At 62.8% G+C, this 17,684-nt stretch carries 18 protein-coding genes; 8 read left to right on the top strand and 10 right to left on the bottom strand.

Going from position 1 to position 17,684, the window contains the following annotated elements; genetic code table 11:
- Positions 1–2: 2 nt before the first annotated feature.
- Both BI343_RS02355 and BI343_RS02350 read left to right on the top strand, forming a co-directional pair.
- The gene (locus BI343_RS02355; protein ID WP_071108507.1) at positions 3–938 is read left to right on the top strand and encodes a complex I NDUFA9 subunit family protein; all 936 of its coding nucleotides are present in this window, start codon (positions 3–5) and stop codon (positions 936–938) included.
- Between the two features lie 2 nt (positions 939–940).
- The gene (locus tag BI343_RS02350; RefSeq protein ID WP_071108506.1) at positions 941–2,188 is read left to right on the top strand and encodes a multifunctional CCA addition/repair protein; all 1,248 of its coding nucleotides are present in this window, start codon (positions 941–943) and stop codon (positions 2,186–2,188) included.
- A 17-nt stretch (positions 2,189–2,205) separates the two neighbouring features.
- Here BI343_RS02350 and BI343_RS02345 read toward each other — a convergent pair whose 3' ends face one another.
- The 9 genes from BI343_RS02345 to ald all read right to left on the bottom strand — a co-directional run bounded on the left by BI343_RS02345 (position 2,206) and on the right by ald (position 11,959).
- Positions 2,206–2,997: a TrmH family RNA methyltransferase gene (locus BI343_RS02345; RefSeq protein WP_071108505.1), complete on the bottom strand. Its 792-nt coding sequence runs from the start codon at positions 2,995–2,997 to the stop codon at positions 2,206–2,208.
- A 67-nt stretch (positions 2,998–3,064) separates the two neighbouring features.
- Positions 3,065–4,390 carry a histidine kinase gene (locus tag BI343_RS02340; protein WP_071108504.1) on the bottom strand — a complete coding sequence of 442 codons (1,326 nt, stop codon included), beginning with the start codon at positions 4,388–4,390 and terminating at the stop codon, positions 3,065–3,067.
- A complete protein-coding gene (locus tag BI343_RS02335; protein WP_071108503.1) occupies positions 4,377–5,117 on the bottom strand; it encodes a class I SAM-dependent methyltransferase in 741 nt (246 codons plus the stop codon). Before BI343_RS02335 ends, BI343_RS02340 begins: the two co-directional genes overlap by 14 nt.
- A 10-nt stretch (positions 5,118–5,127) precedes the next feature.
- Positions 5,128–6,048, bottom strand: coding sequence for a flagellar motor protein MotB (motB, locus tag BI343_RS02330; RefSeq protein WP_071108502.1), 921 nt, complete (start codon positions 6,046–6,048; stop codon positions 5,128–5,130).
- An 18-nt stretch (positions 6,049–6,066) separates the two neighbouring features.
- Entirely contained in the window at positions 6,067–6,924 is an 858-nt protein-coding gene (gene motA, locus BI343_RS02325; RefSeq protein WP_071108501.1) for a flagellar motor stator protein MotA, read from the bottom strand.
- Positions 6,925–7,103: 179 nt separating this feature from the next.
- Positions 7,104–8,483: an aspartate aminotransferase family protein gene (locus BI343_RS02320; RefSeq protein ID WP_043629242.1), complete on the bottom strand. Its 1,380-nt coding sequence runs from the start codon at positions 8,481–8,483 to the stop codon at positions 7,104–7,106.
- 127 nt (positions 8,484–8,610) lie between these two features.
- Positions 8,611–9,945 (bottom strand): glutamine synthetase family protein, encoded by a 1,335-nt coding sequence (locus BI343_RS02315; RefSeq protein WP_043629234.1) that lies wholly within the window; start codon positions 9,943–9,945, stop codon positions 8,611–8,613.
- A 116-nt stretch (positions 9,946–10,061) separates the two neighbouring features.
- A complete protein-coding gene (locus BI343_RS02310) occupies positions 10,062–10,817 on the bottom strand; it encodes a gamma-glutamyl-gamma-aminobutyrate hydrolase family protein (protein ID WP_071108500.1) in 756 nt (251 codons plus the stop codon).
- Positions 10,818–10,834: 17 nt separating this feature from the next.
- Positions 10,835–11,959, bottom strand: a complete 1,125-nt coding sequence (gene ald, locus BI343_RS02305; protein WP_071108499.1) for an alanine dehydrogenase — start codon at positions 11,957–11,959, stop codon at positions 10,835–10,837.
- Between the two features lie 214 nt (positions 11,960–12,173).
- Here ald and BI343_RS02300 point away from each other — a divergent pair, with 214 nt between their 5' ends.
- Complete coding sequence (locus BI343_RS02300) at positions 12,174–12,719, top strand: cupin domain-containing protein (protein WP_071108498.1); 546 nt, start codon at positions 12,174–12,176, stop codon at positions 12,717–12,719.
- A 55-nt stretch (positions 12,720–12,774) separates the two neighbouring features.
- Positions 12,775–14,262: an aldehyde dehydrogenase gene (locus BI343_RS02295; RefSeq protein ID WP_071108497.1), complete on the top strand. Its 1,488-nt coding sequence runs from the start codon at positions 12,775–12,777 to the stop codon at positions 14,260–14,262.
- An 18-nt stretch (positions 14,263–14,280) separates the two neighbouring features.
- On the opposite strand, the gene BI343_RS02290 is transcribed toward BI343_RS02295, so the two are convergent.
- Positions 14,281–14,748, bottom strand: a complete 468-nt coding sequence (locus tag BI343_RS02290) for a MarR family winged helix-turn-helix transcriptional regulator (RefSeq protein WP_052247025.1) — start codon at positions 14,746–14,748, stop codon at positions 14,281–14,283.
- A 73-nt stretch (positions 14,749–14,821) separates the two neighbouring features.
- On the opposite strand from BI343_RS02290, the gene BI343_RS02285 reads away from it, so the two are divergent.
- The 4 genes from BI343_RS02285 (at position 14,822) to BI343_RS02270 (ending at position 17,663) form a co-directional block, all read left to right on the top strand.
- Positions 14,822–15,259, top strand: coding sequence for a GNAT family N-acetyltransferase (locus BI343_RS02285; protein ID WP_071108496.1), 438 nt, complete (start codon positions 14,822–14,824; stop codon positions 15,257–15,259).
- A gap of 2 nt (positions 15,260–15,261) precedes the next feature.
- Positions 15,262–15,906 (top strand): FMN-dependent NADH-azoreductase, encoded by a 645-nt coding sequence (locus tag BI343_RS02280; RefSeq protein WP_071108495.1) that lies wholly within the window; start codon positions 15,262–15,264, stop codon positions 15,904–15,906.
- Between the two features lie 95 nt (positions 15,907–16,001).
- A complete protein-coding gene (locus BI343_RS02275) occupies positions 16,002–16,829 on the top strand; it encodes a substrate-binding periplasmic protein (protein ID WP_071108494.1) in 828 nt (275 codons plus the stop codon).
- A 39-nt stretch (positions 16,830–16,868) separates the two neighbouring features.
- Positions 16,869–17,663 carry a substrate-binding periplasmic protein gene (locus BI343_RS02270; RefSeq protein ID WP_043629218.1) on the top strand — a complete coding sequence of 265 codons (795 nt, stop codon included), beginning with the start codon at positions 16,869–16,871 and terminating at the stop codon, positions 17,661–17,663.
- The last annotated feature ends 21 nt before the right edge of the window (positions 17,664–17,684 follow it).

Here is a 17,684-nt window from a genome sequence, read left to right as displayed (position 1 = left end):
ACATGTCTAGAATCTGTCTGATAGGCGGCAGCGGCTTCATCGGCCTGCATATCGCCACAGTGCTGGTCCAACAAGGACATCGACTGACGGTAGCCACCCGCAAGGCGGCGCTGCCGGCGTTCAGCGTGCTGCCGTCGGTCGAGCTGGCATCGGCCGATGTCCACGACCCTGCCCGCTTGGCCGAGCTGATCGCCGGCCACGACGCCGTCGTCAGCATGGTGGGCATCCTGCACGGCAGCCGCGCCCAGTTCGAGAAAGCGCATGTCCAGCTGGTGGAAAAGATCATCGCCGCCTGCAAGCAAACGGGCGTGCGCCGCCTGGTGCACATCAGCGCCTTGGGCGCGGCGCAGGATGCGCCCAGCGATTATCAGCAGACCAAGGCCTTGGGCGAGCTGGCGGTGGAAAACAGCGGGCTGGCCTGGACCATACTGCGTCCATCGGTGGTATTCGGCCAGGATGACGCCTTTATCAATCTGTTCGCCGACCTGCAAAAACGGCTGCCGCTGCTGCCCCTGGCCGGCGCACGCTGCCGGATGGCCCCGGTATGGGTGGAGGATGTGGCCGGCGCGGTCAGCGCCTGCCTGGCGCGGCAGGAAACCGTGGGATCCCGGCTGGATCTGGCCGGGCCGGAAATCTATACCTTGGCCGAACTGGCGCAGCTGGCCGGCAGGCTCAGCGGCCATCCACGCCCAGTGATCGGGCTGCCTGACAGCCTGGCCATGTTGCAAGGCGCGCTGATGGAGCGCCTGCCCGGCCCCACGCTGATGAGTCGCGACAATGTGCGCTCCCTGCAATGGGATAATGTCAGCGATCAGCCCTTCCCTTCCGCGCTGCTGGGCTTCGAGCCCACCGCGCTATCCGCGCTGGCGCCGGACTGGCTGGCCGGTCGCGACAGCAATTTCATCGCCTCCTGCTATCGAGAAAAGGCCGGACGTTGAGCATGGAAATCTACACCGTGGGCGGGGCCGTTCGCGACCGCCTGTTGAATCTGCCGGTCAAGGATAGAGACTGGGTGGTGGTGGGCGCCACGCCCGAGCAAATGCTGGAACTGGGCTTCCGCCCGGTGGGCAAGGACTTCCCGGTCTTCCTGCATCCGGAAACCCAGGAGGAATACGCGCTGGCGCGCACCGAGCGCAAAGTCGGCAAAGGCTACCACGGCTTCACCTTCCACACCTCGCCGGACGTGACGCTGGAAGAAGATCTGGCGCGGCGCGACCTCACCATCAACGCCATCGCCGAGTCCGCCGACGGCAGCCTGACCGATCCATACGGCGGGCAGGCAGACCTGAAGGCGCGCCTGCTGCGCCACGTCAGTCCGGCTTTCGCCGAAGATCCGGTGCGCATCCTGCGGCTGGCGCGCTTCGCCGCCCGCTTCGACTTCGCCGTCGCGCCGGAAACCATGGCGCTGATGCGACAGATGGTGGACGACGGCGAGGCAGACGCGCTGGTGGCGGAGCGGGTATGGCAGGAGCTGGCCAAGGGCCTGATGGAGGACAAGCCATCGCGGATGCTGCTGGTGCTGCGCGAATGCGGCGCGCTGGCGCGCACTCTGCCGGAGGTGGACGCGCTGTTCGGCGTGCCGCAGCGCGCCGACTATCACCCGGAAATCGACTGCGGCGACCATACGCTGCGCGTGCTGGACTACGCCGCTTCGCAAAAACAGCCGTTGACGGTGCGTTTTGCCGCGCTGGGGCACGATCTGGGCAAGGCATTGACGCCGCCCGACGTGCTGCCGCGACACATCGGCCATGAGATGCGCGGCATCGCGCCCTTGGCGGAACTCTGTCGCCGGCTGCGCGTGCCGAGCGACTGCCGCGACCTGGCCCACATTACCTTGGTTCATCACACCAAGGTGCACAAGGCCCTCGAATTACGACCGGAAACGGTGCTGCGGCTGTTCAAGGAATGCGATGCCTTGCGCCGGCCGGAACGCTTCCGCCTGATGCTGGACGCCTGCCTGGCCGACGCCCGCGGCCGGCTGAACTTCGAGGACGCGCCCTACCCTCAGCAGGCCTATCTGCTAACGCTGCTTGAAGCCGCCTTGCAGATAGACGCCGGCGCCATCGCCGCCGGCTGCGCGGACAAGGCCGCCATCCCGACCTCCATAGACGCCGCGCGCGTGGCCGTCATCGCGGCCGGCAAGCGAGAATGGCAGCGGCGCGAGGCAGGCGAACCGTCAGGCGGATAAGCGGCTCGCCCTGCGGCTCAAGGCTGCAGCTGTCTCACCCGCTCGAACAGGCATACCGTGGCCGCCATCGCCACATTCAACGATTCGGCGTGGCCTGGCATGGGAATGCGGATGCGGTCGTCAGCCAGTTGCAACAAGGCTTGGCTGACGCCGGCGCCCTCGTTGCCGAATACAAAGGCCACCGCGCCGGTGAGATCATGACCGTACAGCGAACGGGAACCTTCCAGATAGGTCACCAGCTTGCGGCCGGCGAAGCGGCGCAGCTCCTCCGCCAGGTCCGCCTGCTCATGGATGCGCAGCGCGAAGTGCGCGCCCATCCCGGCGCGCAGCACCTTGGGCGAGAACACGTCGACGCAGCCCTTGGACAAAAACACATCGTAGACGCCGGCAGCGGCGGCGCTGCGCAGAATGGTGCCCAGATTGCCCGGATCCTGGATGTCTTCCAGCAGGACGCGCGGCGCGTCGGCATGCGGCGCGGGCGGCAGCGGCCGATCGCACAAGGCCAAAAGCTCGCACGCGCTGGACAGCGCCGTCGCCTTCGCCATCACCGGCTCCGGCAAGGTGACCACCACCGTGTCCGCCGGCAGGCCATTCAGCAGAGAGATCACTTCCGGCTTGGCCGCGGCCGCTTCGTTCAGATACACCCGCGCCAGCCGGCCTCCTGCTTGCAGGCAGGATTCGACCAGATGGATGCCTTCCAGCACCATCACGCCCTCCTTGCGGCGGTCGCGGCTGTGCTGGACCAGACGGGCCAGCGCCTTGACTTCGTCGTTATGCGGAGAGGTGATGGATTTGGCGATGTAAGGCATGGGATATTCTTGTCTGGCTGCACAAAAGCGAAGGGGCAGAGTTTACCCGCCCCGCCGCCTTCTTGCATCATTGCGGCATCATCGTCAGCCGGGTGACCAAGTCCTTGAAGCGATGATAGGTCGTATCGTCTATCGAGCGGCCGCTGACCGCATTGTCGACATAGAACACGCCGCTGAGTTTTTGGCCGCCAAACAGGGTCATCAAGGCGAATTCCTGATCCCCGACATGGCGGAAAAACTCGTCGTCGTAGCGCCGCGTCAACTGCTGCCGCACCGCGGCCGGCGCATGGAAGCTTTGCGGCTTGCTGGTGAATACGCCGAAGAAGCTGCCCGGCTCCAACTCCAGCGGCAGCTTGCGCAGTGGGCTTTCGGACGGCACCCCGACCTGGTAGCGCAACTTGAGCAGATGGCCGTCATGTTCATAGTGGTAATACAGCACACGCTCGAATTTCAAGTCATTGGCCAAAAAGCGGATGGATTCGCGAATGGCGTTTTCCAGCTGATCTCCGCTGGACAGCGCCGCCGCTTTTTTCATCTCCATCTTCTTGCTTTCCGTCGGCAGCAATAGCAAGGCGCGGGCGGGGAAGGTATAGCCGGCGACATGCGGATGCCGGGCCACATTCAATACTGCATGCACTACGGATTGATAGGCCAGCTCCGGCGTGCAGTTGATCAGCTTGGCGGCGGTATCCACACCCACCAGCCAGGTGCTGCGGGTCACGCCATGCTCCAGAGAGTTAGCGGTGGCGATGGCCAGCTTCAGCAATTGCCGCCGCTTGCTTGGCGCGCCTGGGCCCAGCAGCTGATTGAAGCCTGCCGGCAGCGGCATGGCCTTGATGAAAGCGGCCAGAATTTTGGCGTAATCGGCATCGAAGACCTCCGACATTTCCTGCAGCAGCGGTTTGTCCGGCAGGCTGTTGCGCTGGATCATGTAGATGCAGCCAGGCAAGTTGTACAGCAGCGCCGAGACAAAGCAATCCTCGACTTTCAGATCGCCCATGATGGACAGCCACTCCTTCACCAGCAGCGCCGCCACGCGGCTGCGCCCCATCCAGTCGCCCACCGCTTCATAAACTTCGGCGTCCAGCTTGCCCGAAGCCGCTTCCAGGGCTTCCAGGCGATTAAAACGCGTGACCACCGCTTCCAGGCCCATCAGCAGCAGCGTCGGCTCCACGGCGGGGATGGACTCGTTGCGCTGCAAGGCGCGCGAATTGCCTACCACCCGGAACAGGTCCAGCAACAGAAACGGATCAGACAGGCAGAGATTGGCCAGGTAGGTGAAGTTGATCAGATCGCTGTGCCGGGCGCAGGCATCACGCACCTCGGCCAGCGTTTCGGGGAGAATCGGCCATCGCTGCTCGGCAATGGTCTTCGTCCAGTTATTCAGATCCATGTGGGTGGCGCCAGATTAGAAGTTCTTTTTGTAGGGGTCCATCAAGCGGCAGGCGTTCGTCTGGCTCGATGTCCGGCACGGAGAACGTATTGCTGATGAGCAGGCTGCCTGGCCGGCCCTCATCCAGAAACTTGCGCCAGACCCGAGGCATAGGCGCCGGCGACAAAAAAACGTAGATCGCATCATGATTCCCCCAGTTTTCTTTCCAAAAGCTGCGGCAACCTATGTCTAGCCCGGCAGGCTTCCCGGCGCTCCACCAGCGCAAGCGCGCCAGCGACCAAGCGCCTACCGCGTTTTCCAGCGCCAGCACGCGCAAATCCGGACGCAGGGCGGCAAGACGAACCGCCAGCCGGCCATCGCCGCACCCCGCCTCCAGCAGCCGGCTTTGCGGTGCCAGCGCGTCGCCCAGCCGCTGCGCGACCAGCGCGCCGGAGCGATATAGCGGCACTCGCTCAAACAGCGCATTGCGCCCCAACGCCAATGTCGCCAGCAAGGCCGCCAGATACCAGACCGGCGCGATATCCAGCTGCCTCATCAATACCACAGCCGGCACGAACAAGCCATGGGCCAGCCGCTGCCAGCCCGGCTGGCGCAATGCGATGGACGATAAGGCGGCCAGCAGCCCCTGCAACAGCGCCCAAGCTTCCAAGTGCAGCCCGGGCGCGATGAACACCCAGGCGGCCAGGCCGGCCAACAGCTGCTGCGATACGTGGCGCAATCGCCTCATGCCGCGCGCCTCACGGCGAAGCCGATGGCTGGCTTCCGGCAGGCTGGCCGTCTGCCGGGCCGCCTATCACTTCCTGATTCATCTGCGGTTTGAAACCGTCGTTGAGAATGGAAGTTTCAGCTTCCTTGTTCAGCACGACAATGGTGATGCGGCGGTTTTCTGGGCTGAACACATTGCTTTTGATCAGCGGTATGGCCGAAGCCAGCCCAACCACCCGTATGACCTTGCTCTCGCTGAGCCCGCCGGCGATCAGCTCGCGGCGCGCGGTATTGGCGCGATCCGCCGACAGCTCCCAGTTGCTGTAGCCGCCTTGCCCGCCGGAGAAGGGCGTGGCATCGGTATGGCCGGAGATGCTGATCCTGTTGGGCAGCTGGTTCAAGTCCGTCGCCAGCTGCTGCAGCAAGGCCCGGGTATGCGGCAACATGCGGGAGCTGCCGGAATCGAACATGGGCCGGTTTTGCTCGTCCACGATCTGAATCTTCAGACCTTCCGGCGTCATTTCCAGCTTCAGCTGGTTCTTGTACTCCTTCAGCAGCACGCTGTTGTCTATCGTTTGCTGGATCTTCTGCTGCAGCTCATTCAACCTTGCCTGCTCCTGCTGCTTCTGCATGATCTCCACCTGCCTGGCGCCAGCCCTGTTGACCTGCCCGGTCTGCTTGGTGATGTCGTTGCCGCCGCCCTTGATCACCGAAGTGGCGTCGCCGGCGCCCGCTCCGCCAGCCAGCGCCACTTTCAGCGGCGTTTTGAAGTATTCGGAAATGCCGTTCAGGGTGCCCTGCGAAGCGGAACCCAACAGCCACATCAGCAGGAAGAACGCCATCATCGCCGTCACGAAGTCGGCGTAGGCGATCTTCCAGGCACCACCGTGATGGCCGTGCCCGCCTTTCTTGATTTTCTTGACGACTATGGGTCGTTGCGATTCGTCCGTCATCTCTGCCCCTTGCCCGGCTTATTTTTTGGTCAACTTGACGTGGTCTTCCAGTTCCTTGAAGGACGGGCGGTCCATCGACGACAGCGCCTTGCGGCCGAACTCCACCGCCACCTGCGGCGCGTAGCCGTTCAGGCTGGCCAGCAATGTCACCTTGATGGTCTGGTAGACGCGGGTGCCTTCATTCAGTTTGTGTTCCAGAATGGTGCCCAAGGGGCCGACAAAGCCATAGGCCAGCAAGATACCGAGGAAGGTGCCCACCAGCGCATGGGCGATCAGCATGCCCAGCTCGGCCGGCGGCGCGCCCACCGATTCCATGGTGTGCACCACGCCCATCACCGCTGCGACGATACCGAAGGCCGGCAGGCCGTCGCCCAGGCTCTTGACCGCCGCCACCGGCACTTCGCCCTCGTGGTGATGAGTCTCGATTTCCACGTCCATCAGGTTTTCGATTTCGAAGGCGTTCAGATTGCCGCCCACCATCAGCCGCAGGTAGTCGCAGATGAACTCTACGACATGATGGTCATGCAGAATACTGGGATATTTGCCAAACACTGGGCTGGCTTCCGGATTTTCGACATCGGCCTCGATCGACATCAGGCCTTCCTTGCGCACCTTGGTCAGGATCTCGAACAGCAGGGAAAACAGATCCATGTAGAAGGCCTTGCCGTACGGGCTGCCTTTGAACACGGTGGGGAGCGCCTTCATGGTGGCCTTCAACGGCGCGCCGCCATTGGCGACGACGAATGCGCCGGCAGCCGCCCCGCCGATCATCACGAATTCCAGCGGCTGGATAAGTGCGGCGACATGGCCCCCTGCGGCGATGAAGCCTCCGAGCACCGAACCCAGAATGATGATGTACCCGATTCCGACGAACATGCGTCAAGTCCCTATTTGTTTTGTAGCCGAATGCCGTTGTTTGTATTACAGCATGCCTTTTTGCAATTCATTATAGAAATAATAGAAAAAGCGGGTGGAATTGTACCAACCCGCCTCATTCGCTGCAAAACCGGGGAGCGTCGCAAAAAATGCCGCCCGCCCCCGCAGCATAGCCGCTATCAAACCAATCCGCGCGCCTTGATCGTCTGCTCGAACTCTTCCAGGCAGCGGGCCGCCACCGCCAGCATTTCATCCACCTCGCCGCGCGTCATCACCAGCGGCGGCGAGGAGACGATATGGTCGCCGCAGGCGCGCATGATCAGGTTGTTGCGGAAGAAGATATCGCGGCACAGCGTGCCGACCTCGCCAAAGTCCGGGAACAGCTCGCGCTTGGCCTTGTTCTTGACCAGGGTGAACGCCCCCAGCATGCCGACGCCGCGCACATCGTCCACATGCTCGAAACGGCTGAAGGTTTCGCGCCAGCGCTGCTGGAGGTAAGGGCCGATATCATCCTTGACGCGCTGAACGATGCCCTCATCGCGCAACGCCACCACATTGGCGTGCGCGACGGCGGCGCAGACCGGGTGGCCCGAATAGGTGAAGCCATGGTTGAAGTCGCCGCCGGCGATCAGCCCTTCGGCCACTCGCTTGCCGACAAAAACGGCGCCGATGGGCAGGTAGCCCGAGGACAAGCCCTTGGCCGTGGTGAAGATGTCCGGCTGGAAGCCCAAGCGCTGATGGCCAAACCATTCGCCGGTACGCCCGAAGCCGCAGATGACTTCGTCGGCGACGATCAATACATCGTATTTGCGGCAGATGCGTTCGATTTCCGGCCAGTAGCTGGCCGGCGGGATGATCACGCCGCCTGCGCCCTGGATGGGTTCGCCGACAAACGCCGCCACCTTTTCCGGGCCGATTTCGAGAATCTTCTCTTCCAGCCAGCGGGCGGCCACCAGGCCGAATTCGTCCGGCGTCATGTCCTTGCCGAACTTGTACCACCACGGCTGCTCGATGTGGGCCATGCCGGGAATCGGCAGATCGCCCTGCTCGTGCATGTACTTCATGCCGCCCAGGCTGGCACCGCCTATGGTGGAGCCGTGGTAGCCGTTCCAGCGGCCAATCAGCGTCTTCTTCTCCGGCTTGCCCTGAACATCCCAGTAGCGGCGCACCATGCGGATCATCGTATCCACCGACTCCGAGCCGGAGTTGGTGTAGAACACGTGATCAAATCCGGCCGGCGTCACTTCGCACAGCAAGGCGGACAGCTCCACCACAGCCGGGTGGGTCGTCTTGAAGAAGGTATTGTAGAACGGCAGTTCTTCCATCTGGCGCCGCGCCACTTCGGCGAAATCCTTGCGGCCATAGCCGACATTGACGCACCAAAGGCCGGCCATGCCGTCGATGATCTTGTTGCCTTCGGAATCCCACAGATACACGCCCTCGCCGCGCGTCATCACCCGTGCGCCGGCCTGGTTGAGGGATGCGGTATCGGTGAATGGATGCAGGTGGTGGGCGGCATCCAGTTCGCGCAATTGGCTGGTGGTACGTTGGTTCTGCATAACACTTCCTTCCTGTTTTCTCCGACAAGGCGAACCAGCGGTCCGCCTCTCCTGCGCCTGGGGCGTCGTTTTATTCATTTGTCCTGTCCATCACTGCGATTCTAACCGTACCGTGACGGTTCCCGCATCACACGTGCAGCAGCAGGAACTTGCGCTCCCACGGGCTGATGACGCGGAAGTATTCGGAGAACTCCTTCTCCTTCATGCCGACGTACATCTTGACGAAGCGCGGCCCCAGCACCTCGGCGATCTCCTGGCAGCGCGCGAGCTGCTGCAGGGACTCTTCGGAACTGTTGGGAAATTGGTAGGGCAACTCGTAGGCGTCGGTCTGGCGCGGCTCAGACGGCTTGAGTTTGCCGGTCATGCCCAGATAGCCGCAGGCCAGCGTGGCGGCGATGGCGATATACGGGTTGACGTCGACGCCCGGCACCCGATTTTCGATGCGGCGCGCGGCCGGCGACGAATGCGGAATGCGCAGGCCTACGGTGCGGTTGTCGTAACCCCATTCGACATTGGTCGGCGCCGCGGTATAGCGAGACAAACGACGGAATGAGTTCACATATGGAGCGAACAGCGGCATGGTTTGCGGAATGTATTTCTGCATGCCGGCGATGAAGTGGAAGAACAAATCCGACGGGCTGCCGTCGTCATTGGAGAACACGTTGCGGCCGGTATTCTTGTCCACCACGCTCTGGTGAATGTGCATGGCGCTGCCCGGCTCGTTCTCCATCGGCTTGGCCATGAAGGTGGCGTACATATTGTGGCGGAACGCCGCCTCGCGCACGGTGCGCTTGAACAGGAAAACCTGATCGGCCAGCTCCAGCGGATTGCCGTGCAGGAAATTGATTTCCATCTGGGCGGTGCCGATCTCGTGGATCAGCGTATCCACCTCCAGGTTCTGGGCATGGCAGTAGTCGTAGATGTCCTCGAACAGCGGGTCGAACTCGTTGACCGCGTCGATGGAGTAAGAGCGGCGGCCAAACTCGGCCCGTCCGGTACGTCCCACCGGCGCAGCCAGCGGAATGTCCGGGTCCGGGTTCGGCGACAACAGATAGAACTCCATCTCCGGCGCCAGCACCGGCTCCAGGCCCATCTCGTCGTACAGCCCCAGCACGCGCTTCAGCACATTGCGCGGGGCCACGTCCACCGGGGTGCCGTCGGCGCGGAAACAGTCGTAGATCAGCTGCGCCGTTGGGTCCACCGCCCACGGCACATAGCGCAGCGTGTTCGGGTCCGGCTCCAGCACCATGTCGGGATCGGTCAAATCCAGCATGCTGTCGTCCGGGTAATCGCCGGTGACCGTCTGGATCAGCACCGCTTCCGGCAGGCGCATTTCCGGGTCGGATACGAATTTGTCCTTCGGAACGATCTTGCCTCGCGCCACGCCGGTCATGTCCGGCACGATGCATTCCACCTCGGTGATACGGTGCTCTCGCAACCACTCATTGATCTGGTGATTCATAATGCTTCCTCTGTAGACTCCCCGGCCGCTGACTGCGGCTCTGGATCGGGAGGTGCTTCTTATGAGTCATCAAAACGCGCGCGGGGTTCATCGGCCCGCGCGCGATTACTGCCCCATCACTTGCTTCGTTGCGCTCTCCTGGCTCGACAGGCCTCGCCAAAGGCGTGGAATATCGCCTGCGACAGCGGATTTTCCCAATAGCGCCATTCCGGATGCCATTGCACGGCGAAGGCGAAGGCCTTGGCGTCTCGGATGCGGTAGGCTTCCACCAGGCCGTCCTCGGCGTGCGCCTCGGCATCCAGGCCCGGCGCCAAGCGCTTGATGCCCTGCTGATGCAAGGAATTCACCTGCGCGCCGCGCTGGCCAGTCCACCCGGCAAGCAAGCCGCCCTCGACAAAGCTGACGGTGTGCGCCGGGGCGTACATCTCGGCCACGTCGTCGCTTTCCGCCTCGCGGTGGTCATTCAGGCCGGGCTGCTCCTGCACATGCTGGTGCAGCTCCCCGCCCAGCGCCACATTGATTTCCTGAAAGCCGCGGCAGATGCCCAACAACGGAATGCCCTGCTCCAGCACCATGCGGATCAGCGGCAGCGTGGTGGCGTCGCGGTTGGGATCATGCAGCGTGCCTTCGCGGCTGGCCGGGCCGCCGTAGTGGTGTGGCTCCACATTGGACGGCGAGCCTGGCAACAGCACGCCGTCCAGCGTTTGCAGCGTAGCCCGCAGCAAGCCCTCGTCGCCGAGCGCGGGAATCAGCAGCGGCAAGCCTCCAGCGCCGCCGGCCGCAGCCGTGATGTATTTGTCGCCCACCGCGTGGAAGGGCAACAGGCCTATGGTCTTGAGATCGCAGGGAATACCGATAATGGCTTGCGACATGGCAGTGCGGCTCCTGTTCAGCTAGCAGCCTTGATGGCTTCTATCGGATCGACGTAGGCGTGGCCCAGATCCCGCGCCACCGCCTGGTAGGTAACCCGCCCGCGGCAGACGTTGAGCCCGTTGCGCAGGTGGGCGTTGTCCAGCAGCGCCTGGCGCCAGCCCTTGTTGGCCAGCTCCAGCGTATACGGCAGCGTGGCGTTGGTCAGCGCCTGGGTGGAGGTGCGCGCCACGCCGCCCGGCATATTGGCCACGCAATAGTGCACGATGCCGTCGACGGTGTAGATCGGGTCTTGATGGGTGGTGGGCCGGCTGGTTTCGAAACAGCCGCCCTGATCGATGGCGACGTCCACCAGCACCGCGCCGGGCTTCATCGTCTTCAGCATCGCGCGCGTCACCAACTTCGGCGCGGCCGCGCCGGGGATCAGCACCGCGCCGATGACCAGATCGGCGTCGCGGATGCTTTCGTCGATATTGGCGCCGTTGGACATCAGCGTCTTGATGCGGCCGCCGAACACCATGTCTATCTCTTTCAGGCGAGCCAACGACTTGTCGAGAATGGTGACGTCGGCGCCGGCGCCCATCGCCATGCGCGCGGCGTTCAATCCCACCACGCCGCCGCCTATCACCACCACCTTGGCCGGGGCGACGCCCGGCACGCCGCCCAGCAGCACACCGCGGCCGCCCTGGGCTTTTTCCAACGCGTGGGCGCCGGCCTGGATAGCCATGCGGCCGGCCACCTCGGACATCGGAGCCAACAGCGGCAGGCCGCCGCGCTCGTCGGTCACTGTTTCATAAGCGATGGCAATGGCGTCAGACTCGATCAGCAGCTTGGTCTGATCGGGATCCGGCGCCAGATGCAGATAAGTGAACAGCACCTGTCCGGGACGCAGCATGCGGCACTCCACCGGCTGCGGCTCCTTGACCTTGACGATCATTTCAGAACGCTCGAACACTTCCTCCGCATTGGAGGCGATGGAGGCGCCGGCTTGAATGTACTGCTCGTCGGTAAATCCAATGGCCAAGCTAGCGTGGGTCTGCACCAGTACCTTGTGCCCATTCGCAACCAACTCGCGGACACCGGACGGGGTCAGACCCACCCGATACTCGTGGTTTTTGATTTCCTTCGGAACGCCGATCAACATAGTCGCCTCCAAATTCATTTGGTTCATGGGCAAACTGGCAACAGCCGTTTAAGAAAATTCACATCGCGCTTGCCCTTTCAAACTGATTCTGACTATAAAACCTCACCCTTGCAAAGATATTTGATTTTGCGACGCAGCAAGCAGGTTTCCCCGTCGGTGCGGTACAATGCCGCATAATGTCTAAAATTATTAACATACTGATGGAGCAGGAAGAATGGATGTCGGCGCGCGCTTGAGAATGGTCAGGACAAGGTTCGGCTTGTCGCAAAGAGAGCTGGCCAAACGAGCCGGCGTCACCAACGGCACCATCTCGCTGATCGAGCAAAACCGGGTAAGCCCTTCGGTCAGTTCCCTCAAGAAGGTGCTGGAAGGATTGCCGATCACGCTGGCAGAATTCTTCACTTTCGACGCCGAGCCGGCGCAGCCGCGCGTGTTCTACCAGGCGGACGAGCTGCCCAACCTCGGCAACGAGGACATCAATCTGATGCTGGTGGGCACCGCCCACGACAAGCGCGACATCGCCATCCTGCGCGAACGCTACGTCCCCGGCGCCGATACCGGCCCGGACATGCTGACGCACGAAGGCCAGGAAGGCGGCGTCGTCATCCGCGGCAGCATAGAAGTCACCGTAGGCGCAGACAGCCGCGTATTGGGGCCGGGCGATGCCTATTACTTCGACAGCAAGCTGCCGCACCGTTTCCGCAATGTCGGCGACGACATCTGCGAAGTGGTGAGCGCCAGCTCGCCGCCCACTTTCTAACCCCCTCCGCCGCCACGCGCGGCCGCAGCACCCTATACATCAAGAGGAGATTGCCATGGCCCGTAGTCACGCAGAATGGAAGCAACTTGCCGCAGAACTCAATATCGAGGGACGCGCCTTCATTGACGGCGCCTACCGCGAAGCCGCAGACGGCAAACGCTTCGATTGCGTCAATCCCGCCACCGGCGCCAAGCTGGCCGATATCAGCCATTGCGGCGAAGCCGAGGTGGAAGCGGCAGTCAAGGCGGCGCGCCGCGCCTTCGACTCCGGCACCTGGTCCGGCCTGGCGCCGCGCCAGCGCGGCGGCATTCTGAAACGATTCGCCGCACTGATCCGCCAACATGCCGACGAATTGGCGCTGCTGGAAACCCTGGATGCCGGCAAACCCATAGGCGACACCACCACGGTGGATGTGCCTGGCGCGGCCTATTGTGTGGAGTGGTTCGCCGAGGCGATAGACAAGATCGGCGGCGAAGTGGCGCCGGTCGATCCCAAGCTGCTGGGTCTGGTGACGCGCGAACCCATAGGCGTGGTGGCCGCCATTGTGCCGTGGAATTTCCCGATTCTGATGGCCAGCTGGAAGTTCGGGCCGGCGCTGGCCGCCGGCAACGCCGTCATCGTCAAACCGTCGGAAAAATCGCCGCTGACCGCCATCCGCGTCGCGGGGCTGGCCAAGCAGGCCGGCATCCCGGACGGCATCTTCCAGGTGCTGCCCGGCGCCGGCGATGTCGGCCGCCTACTGGCGCTGCATATGGACGTGGACTGCGTGGCCTTCACCGGCTCCACCGCTGTCGGCAAATTGATCGCCGGCTATGCCGCGCAATCGAATCTGAAACGGGCCTGGCTGGAGCTGGGCGGCAAGTCGCCCAACATCATCCTGCCGGATTGCCCGGACCTGGCCCGCGCCGCGCGCGCCGCGGCAGGCGCCATCTACTACAATATGGGCGAAATGTGCACCGCCGGCTCCCGCGTGCTGGTGCATCGCGATATCAAGACGCGCTTCTTGGAGGAGTTCAAAAAGGCCGCCGCCGGCTACTATCCGGCCGATCCGCTGGACCCGGCCACTTCGATGGGCGCCATCGTAGACGATATCCAGTACCGCAAGGTGCTGAGTTATATCGACAAAGGCCTGAGCGAAGGCGCCAGCCTGTTGCTGGGGGGCAAAGCCGCCCACACCGACAAGGGCCTGTTCATCGAGCCGACGGCCTTCGACTGCCCAAGCGACAGCCTGACCATCTGCCGCGAGGAAATCTTCGGCCCGGTGCTGTCGGTCATCACCTTCGATGATGTCGAGGAAGCCATCCGCATCGCCAACGACACCGAATACGGCCTGGGGGCCGCGGTATGGACTGCCGACGTCAGCACCGCCCACCAAGTGTCGCGCCGCCTGCGCGCCGGCACGGTTTGGGTCAACTGCTATGACGAGGGCGGCGACATGAACTTCCCGTTCGGCGGCTACAAGCAATCCGGCAACGGGCGCGACAAATCGCTGCATGCGCTGGAAAAATACACCGAACTGAAGAGCACCCTGATCAAGCTGTAAGCCGTTCGCCGGCCAGGCTCAGTCCTGGCCGGCAGCCTGCCTCGCCAACCAACGGCGTATCGTCTGCTCCTCCGCCACCGACAAACCTTCCAGCATGCGCGCCTCCAGCTCGCGCACCCGCGCCTTGCTTTGCGTCAGCAAATCCTCCCCCTTAGCGCTCAACTGCAATTGCACGATGCGGCCATGGCTGGCATGCGGCCTGGCCTCCACCAGACTGGCTTTTTTCAGATTCGCCACAATGACGCTGACGGTTTGCGGCGTCAGCAAAGCCAGCCGCGCCAAATCGGCGTTGGAATGTCCAGGATAGGCCGCCAGCATCGTCAACACCACGAACTGTGGCGGCGTCACGCCCAAATCCGCCAATGCGCGCTCCATCCGCAAATGTTGGCCCGCAGCGGCCTGGCGCAATAGATAGCCTATATGTCCACCTTCGCCGCGCATGCCCTCGCCCGGCTGCGGCAACGCCGCGCCTGATGACTTGATCATAATATCAAAGCTCTGATATGTTGCATAATGTAAGAACTCTGATATTAACCACGATACCGACTAGACACCAGCCATGCGTCTTGAAATCCGCGACATCGACACCGCAGAAACCGTCCGCGCCAGCTTTGCGCTGATGCGCCAATTCCGTCCCCACCTCCTGAACGCCGATGAACTGGTCGCGCGCTGGGAGCGTCAGGCCCATCAAGGCTACCGGCTGCTTGGGCTGTACCGCGACGGCGAACTGGCCGCCCTGGCCGGCTGGCGACCCATGGAAAACCTGGTGCATGGCCGGCACATGTACGTGGACGATCTCGTCACCGATGAACGCTGCCGCGGCCAGCGCCTGGGGGAAACCCTGATGAACCATTTGAAACAGCTGGCCCGCAGCCATGGTTGCGCCAAGCTGCTGCTGGACACGCCGATGTCCAACACCCTGGGCCATCGCTTTTATTATCGCCAGGGTCTGGTCGCCACCGCCTTGCGCTTTACGCAGCCGCTGAGCGAGGACTGAGCATGCCAAGCATTCTGCACGTCAACGCCAGCCCCAATGGCGGCGACTCTCATAGCCTCCAGGCCGGCAAGCTGCTAGCCGCGCGGCTGGCGCAGGCCGGACCGCCCGCCCTTTTCGAGCGCGATCTCTCTTTGCTGCCGCCCCATGCCATCAACCGGGAGTTTGTCGAAGCCAGTCTAATGCGCGAAGACGCGCGCAGCCATGCGCAACGGCAGGCGCTCGCACTATCAGAACAGCTGATTGCCGAACTGGAGGCCTGCGACTGCTTGATCCTGTCCACGCCCATGCACAATTTTACCGTGCCGGCCGCGCTGAAAGTCTGGCTGGACTTGGTGATGCGCCCCGGCCGGACCTTCCGCGGCGGACCGGATGGCAAAAACGGCCTGCTGGACAACCGGCCGGTTTTCGTCATCGTGGCCAGCGGCGGGCCGATGCTGTCCAAGCCCGATTGGCAGCCCGACTTTTTGACACCGTATCTGCGCTGCGCGCTGGCCACCATAGGCTTGAACGATGTATCCGTCTTGCAGCTGGAATCGCTGAAACGCGGCGACAAGGCTTTGCTAGCGGCAGCCCACGCGACGGAACAATGGGTGGAGCGGCAATCCAGGCGCTACGCCGCAGCTGCGGCTTATCGCGCGACAGCGTAATCGGCTTGACTATAATCAGCGAGGAATAACAACGCGGCATCGCCGTGCCCGCAACCCATGGGCACGGAACAGATCACCGCACAGGTTCGGGACTCATGCACGCCATCGCCTCGCTGAATCGCATTCGCTCTCACCTTGCCTTGTCGTGGCTGGCCGCGTGCCTGGCCCTCGCCAGCCACGCAGCGCCCAATCCGGCCTGCCCCAATGGCCCGCTACGCGTTGGGTTCTACAAGTTCGGCGTCGCCTATCGCGACGGCAACGGCTACGACGTAGACATGGTGCGCGAGCTGGCCCGGCGGCTGCATTGCCCGATAGCCAGCGAAACAGAGCTGCCGCGGCTGCGCGCGCTGAAGATGCTGGAAAGCGGCCAGATCGACCTTGGCACTTCCACCCTGGCCACGCCGGATCGACTGGTCTACGCCTGGATCTTTCCATACAACCACACCCGAAACATGGTGCTGCTGCATCCGTCCATCCATGCCCGCGCGCTGCCGGAACTATTGCGCGACCCGGCCTTGCGCTGGGGCGCCATACGCGGCTACCGGCACAGTGCGCAGCAGGATCAATTGCTGGCGCAGATGAAGGCAGAAAACAAACTGGTGATAGCGAATGACGAAGACGAATTGTTCCGCATGCTAGACGACGGCATCGTGACCGCCGCCTTCTCGCTACCCACCAGCTACGGACCTTGGCTGCGCGCCCCGCAGGTCGCCAAACGCATTCTCGTAGTGGATTTGTTTCCGTCCGGAGAGACCATCGCCAGCGGCCTGGCCCTGAGCAAGGCAAGGTTTTCGCAAGAAGCGGCCGAGCGTTGGCATTTGGAACTGAAGAAAATGTATCAGGATGACAGCCTGCTCAACATCCTGCGGCGCTATCTCAGCGAAGGGGCCGCCAAGCAAATGATGCAGTTGCCGCTAGACTGAACAGAACGGCAACGTCATCGCCTCTACACGGAGTAATCGATGAAACTGATTGCAGGCTGCGCGTTTTCGCTTTGGCTGGCTACCGCTCAATCGGCTCCCAACCCCGCCTGCCCCAACGGTCCGCTGACTGTCGCCTATTACAACTTCGGCGTAGCTTATCACTCGGGCAAGGGTTACGATCCGGACATTATTCACGAACTATCCCGCAGGCTGAATTGCCCCATCCAGAGCGAAGGAGACTATCCGCGGCTGCGCGTATTGAAGCTGCTGGAGATAGGCCAGGCCGACATCGGCACCTCCACCACCGTGACGCCTGAGCGGCAACGCTATTTGTGGATGGCGGTCTACCATCACAGCAAGAATCTGGTGCTGCTGCACCGCGGCGTGAATGTCTCCACGCTGGATGCGCTGCTCAAGCTGCCTGACCTGCGCTGGGGCATGGTGCGCGGCTACCGCCACAGCCCGGCCGAAGACAAGTTTCTGGATGAATTGGCGCAACAGCATAAGATCGTCATCGCCGCCAACGAGGACGATCTGTATAAAATGGTCTGCAGCGGCGTGGTGACGGCCTCTTTCGGCCATCCCATCAGCTTCGATCCTTGGCTGCAAAGCCATCAGGCCGCCCAACAGGTGACGGTGCACGACTTTTTCCCGGACAGCGAAATCACCGCGGGCAGCATCGTGCTGAGCAAGGCGCGCTTCAGCCAGCAAGCCGCCGCGCTGTGGCAGGACGAGCTGCGCAAGATGTACCGCGACGGCACCCTGCGCGCCATCATGCGGCGCTACCTGACCGAACCCAGCGTGGATCAGGCGCTGAAGCTGCCATTGGATTAACACTCTCCAGACGCAATCAGG

The sequence above is a fragment of the Chromobacterium amazonense genome (assembly GCF_001855565.1).
Taxonomy (GTDB): Bacteria; Pseudomonadota; Gammaproteobacteria; order Burkholderiales; family Chromobacteriaceae; genus Chromobacterium; species Chromobacterium amazonense.
Note: the sequence above shows the minus strand (reverse complement) of the source record. Positions and strands in the feature narration are given on the sequence as shown.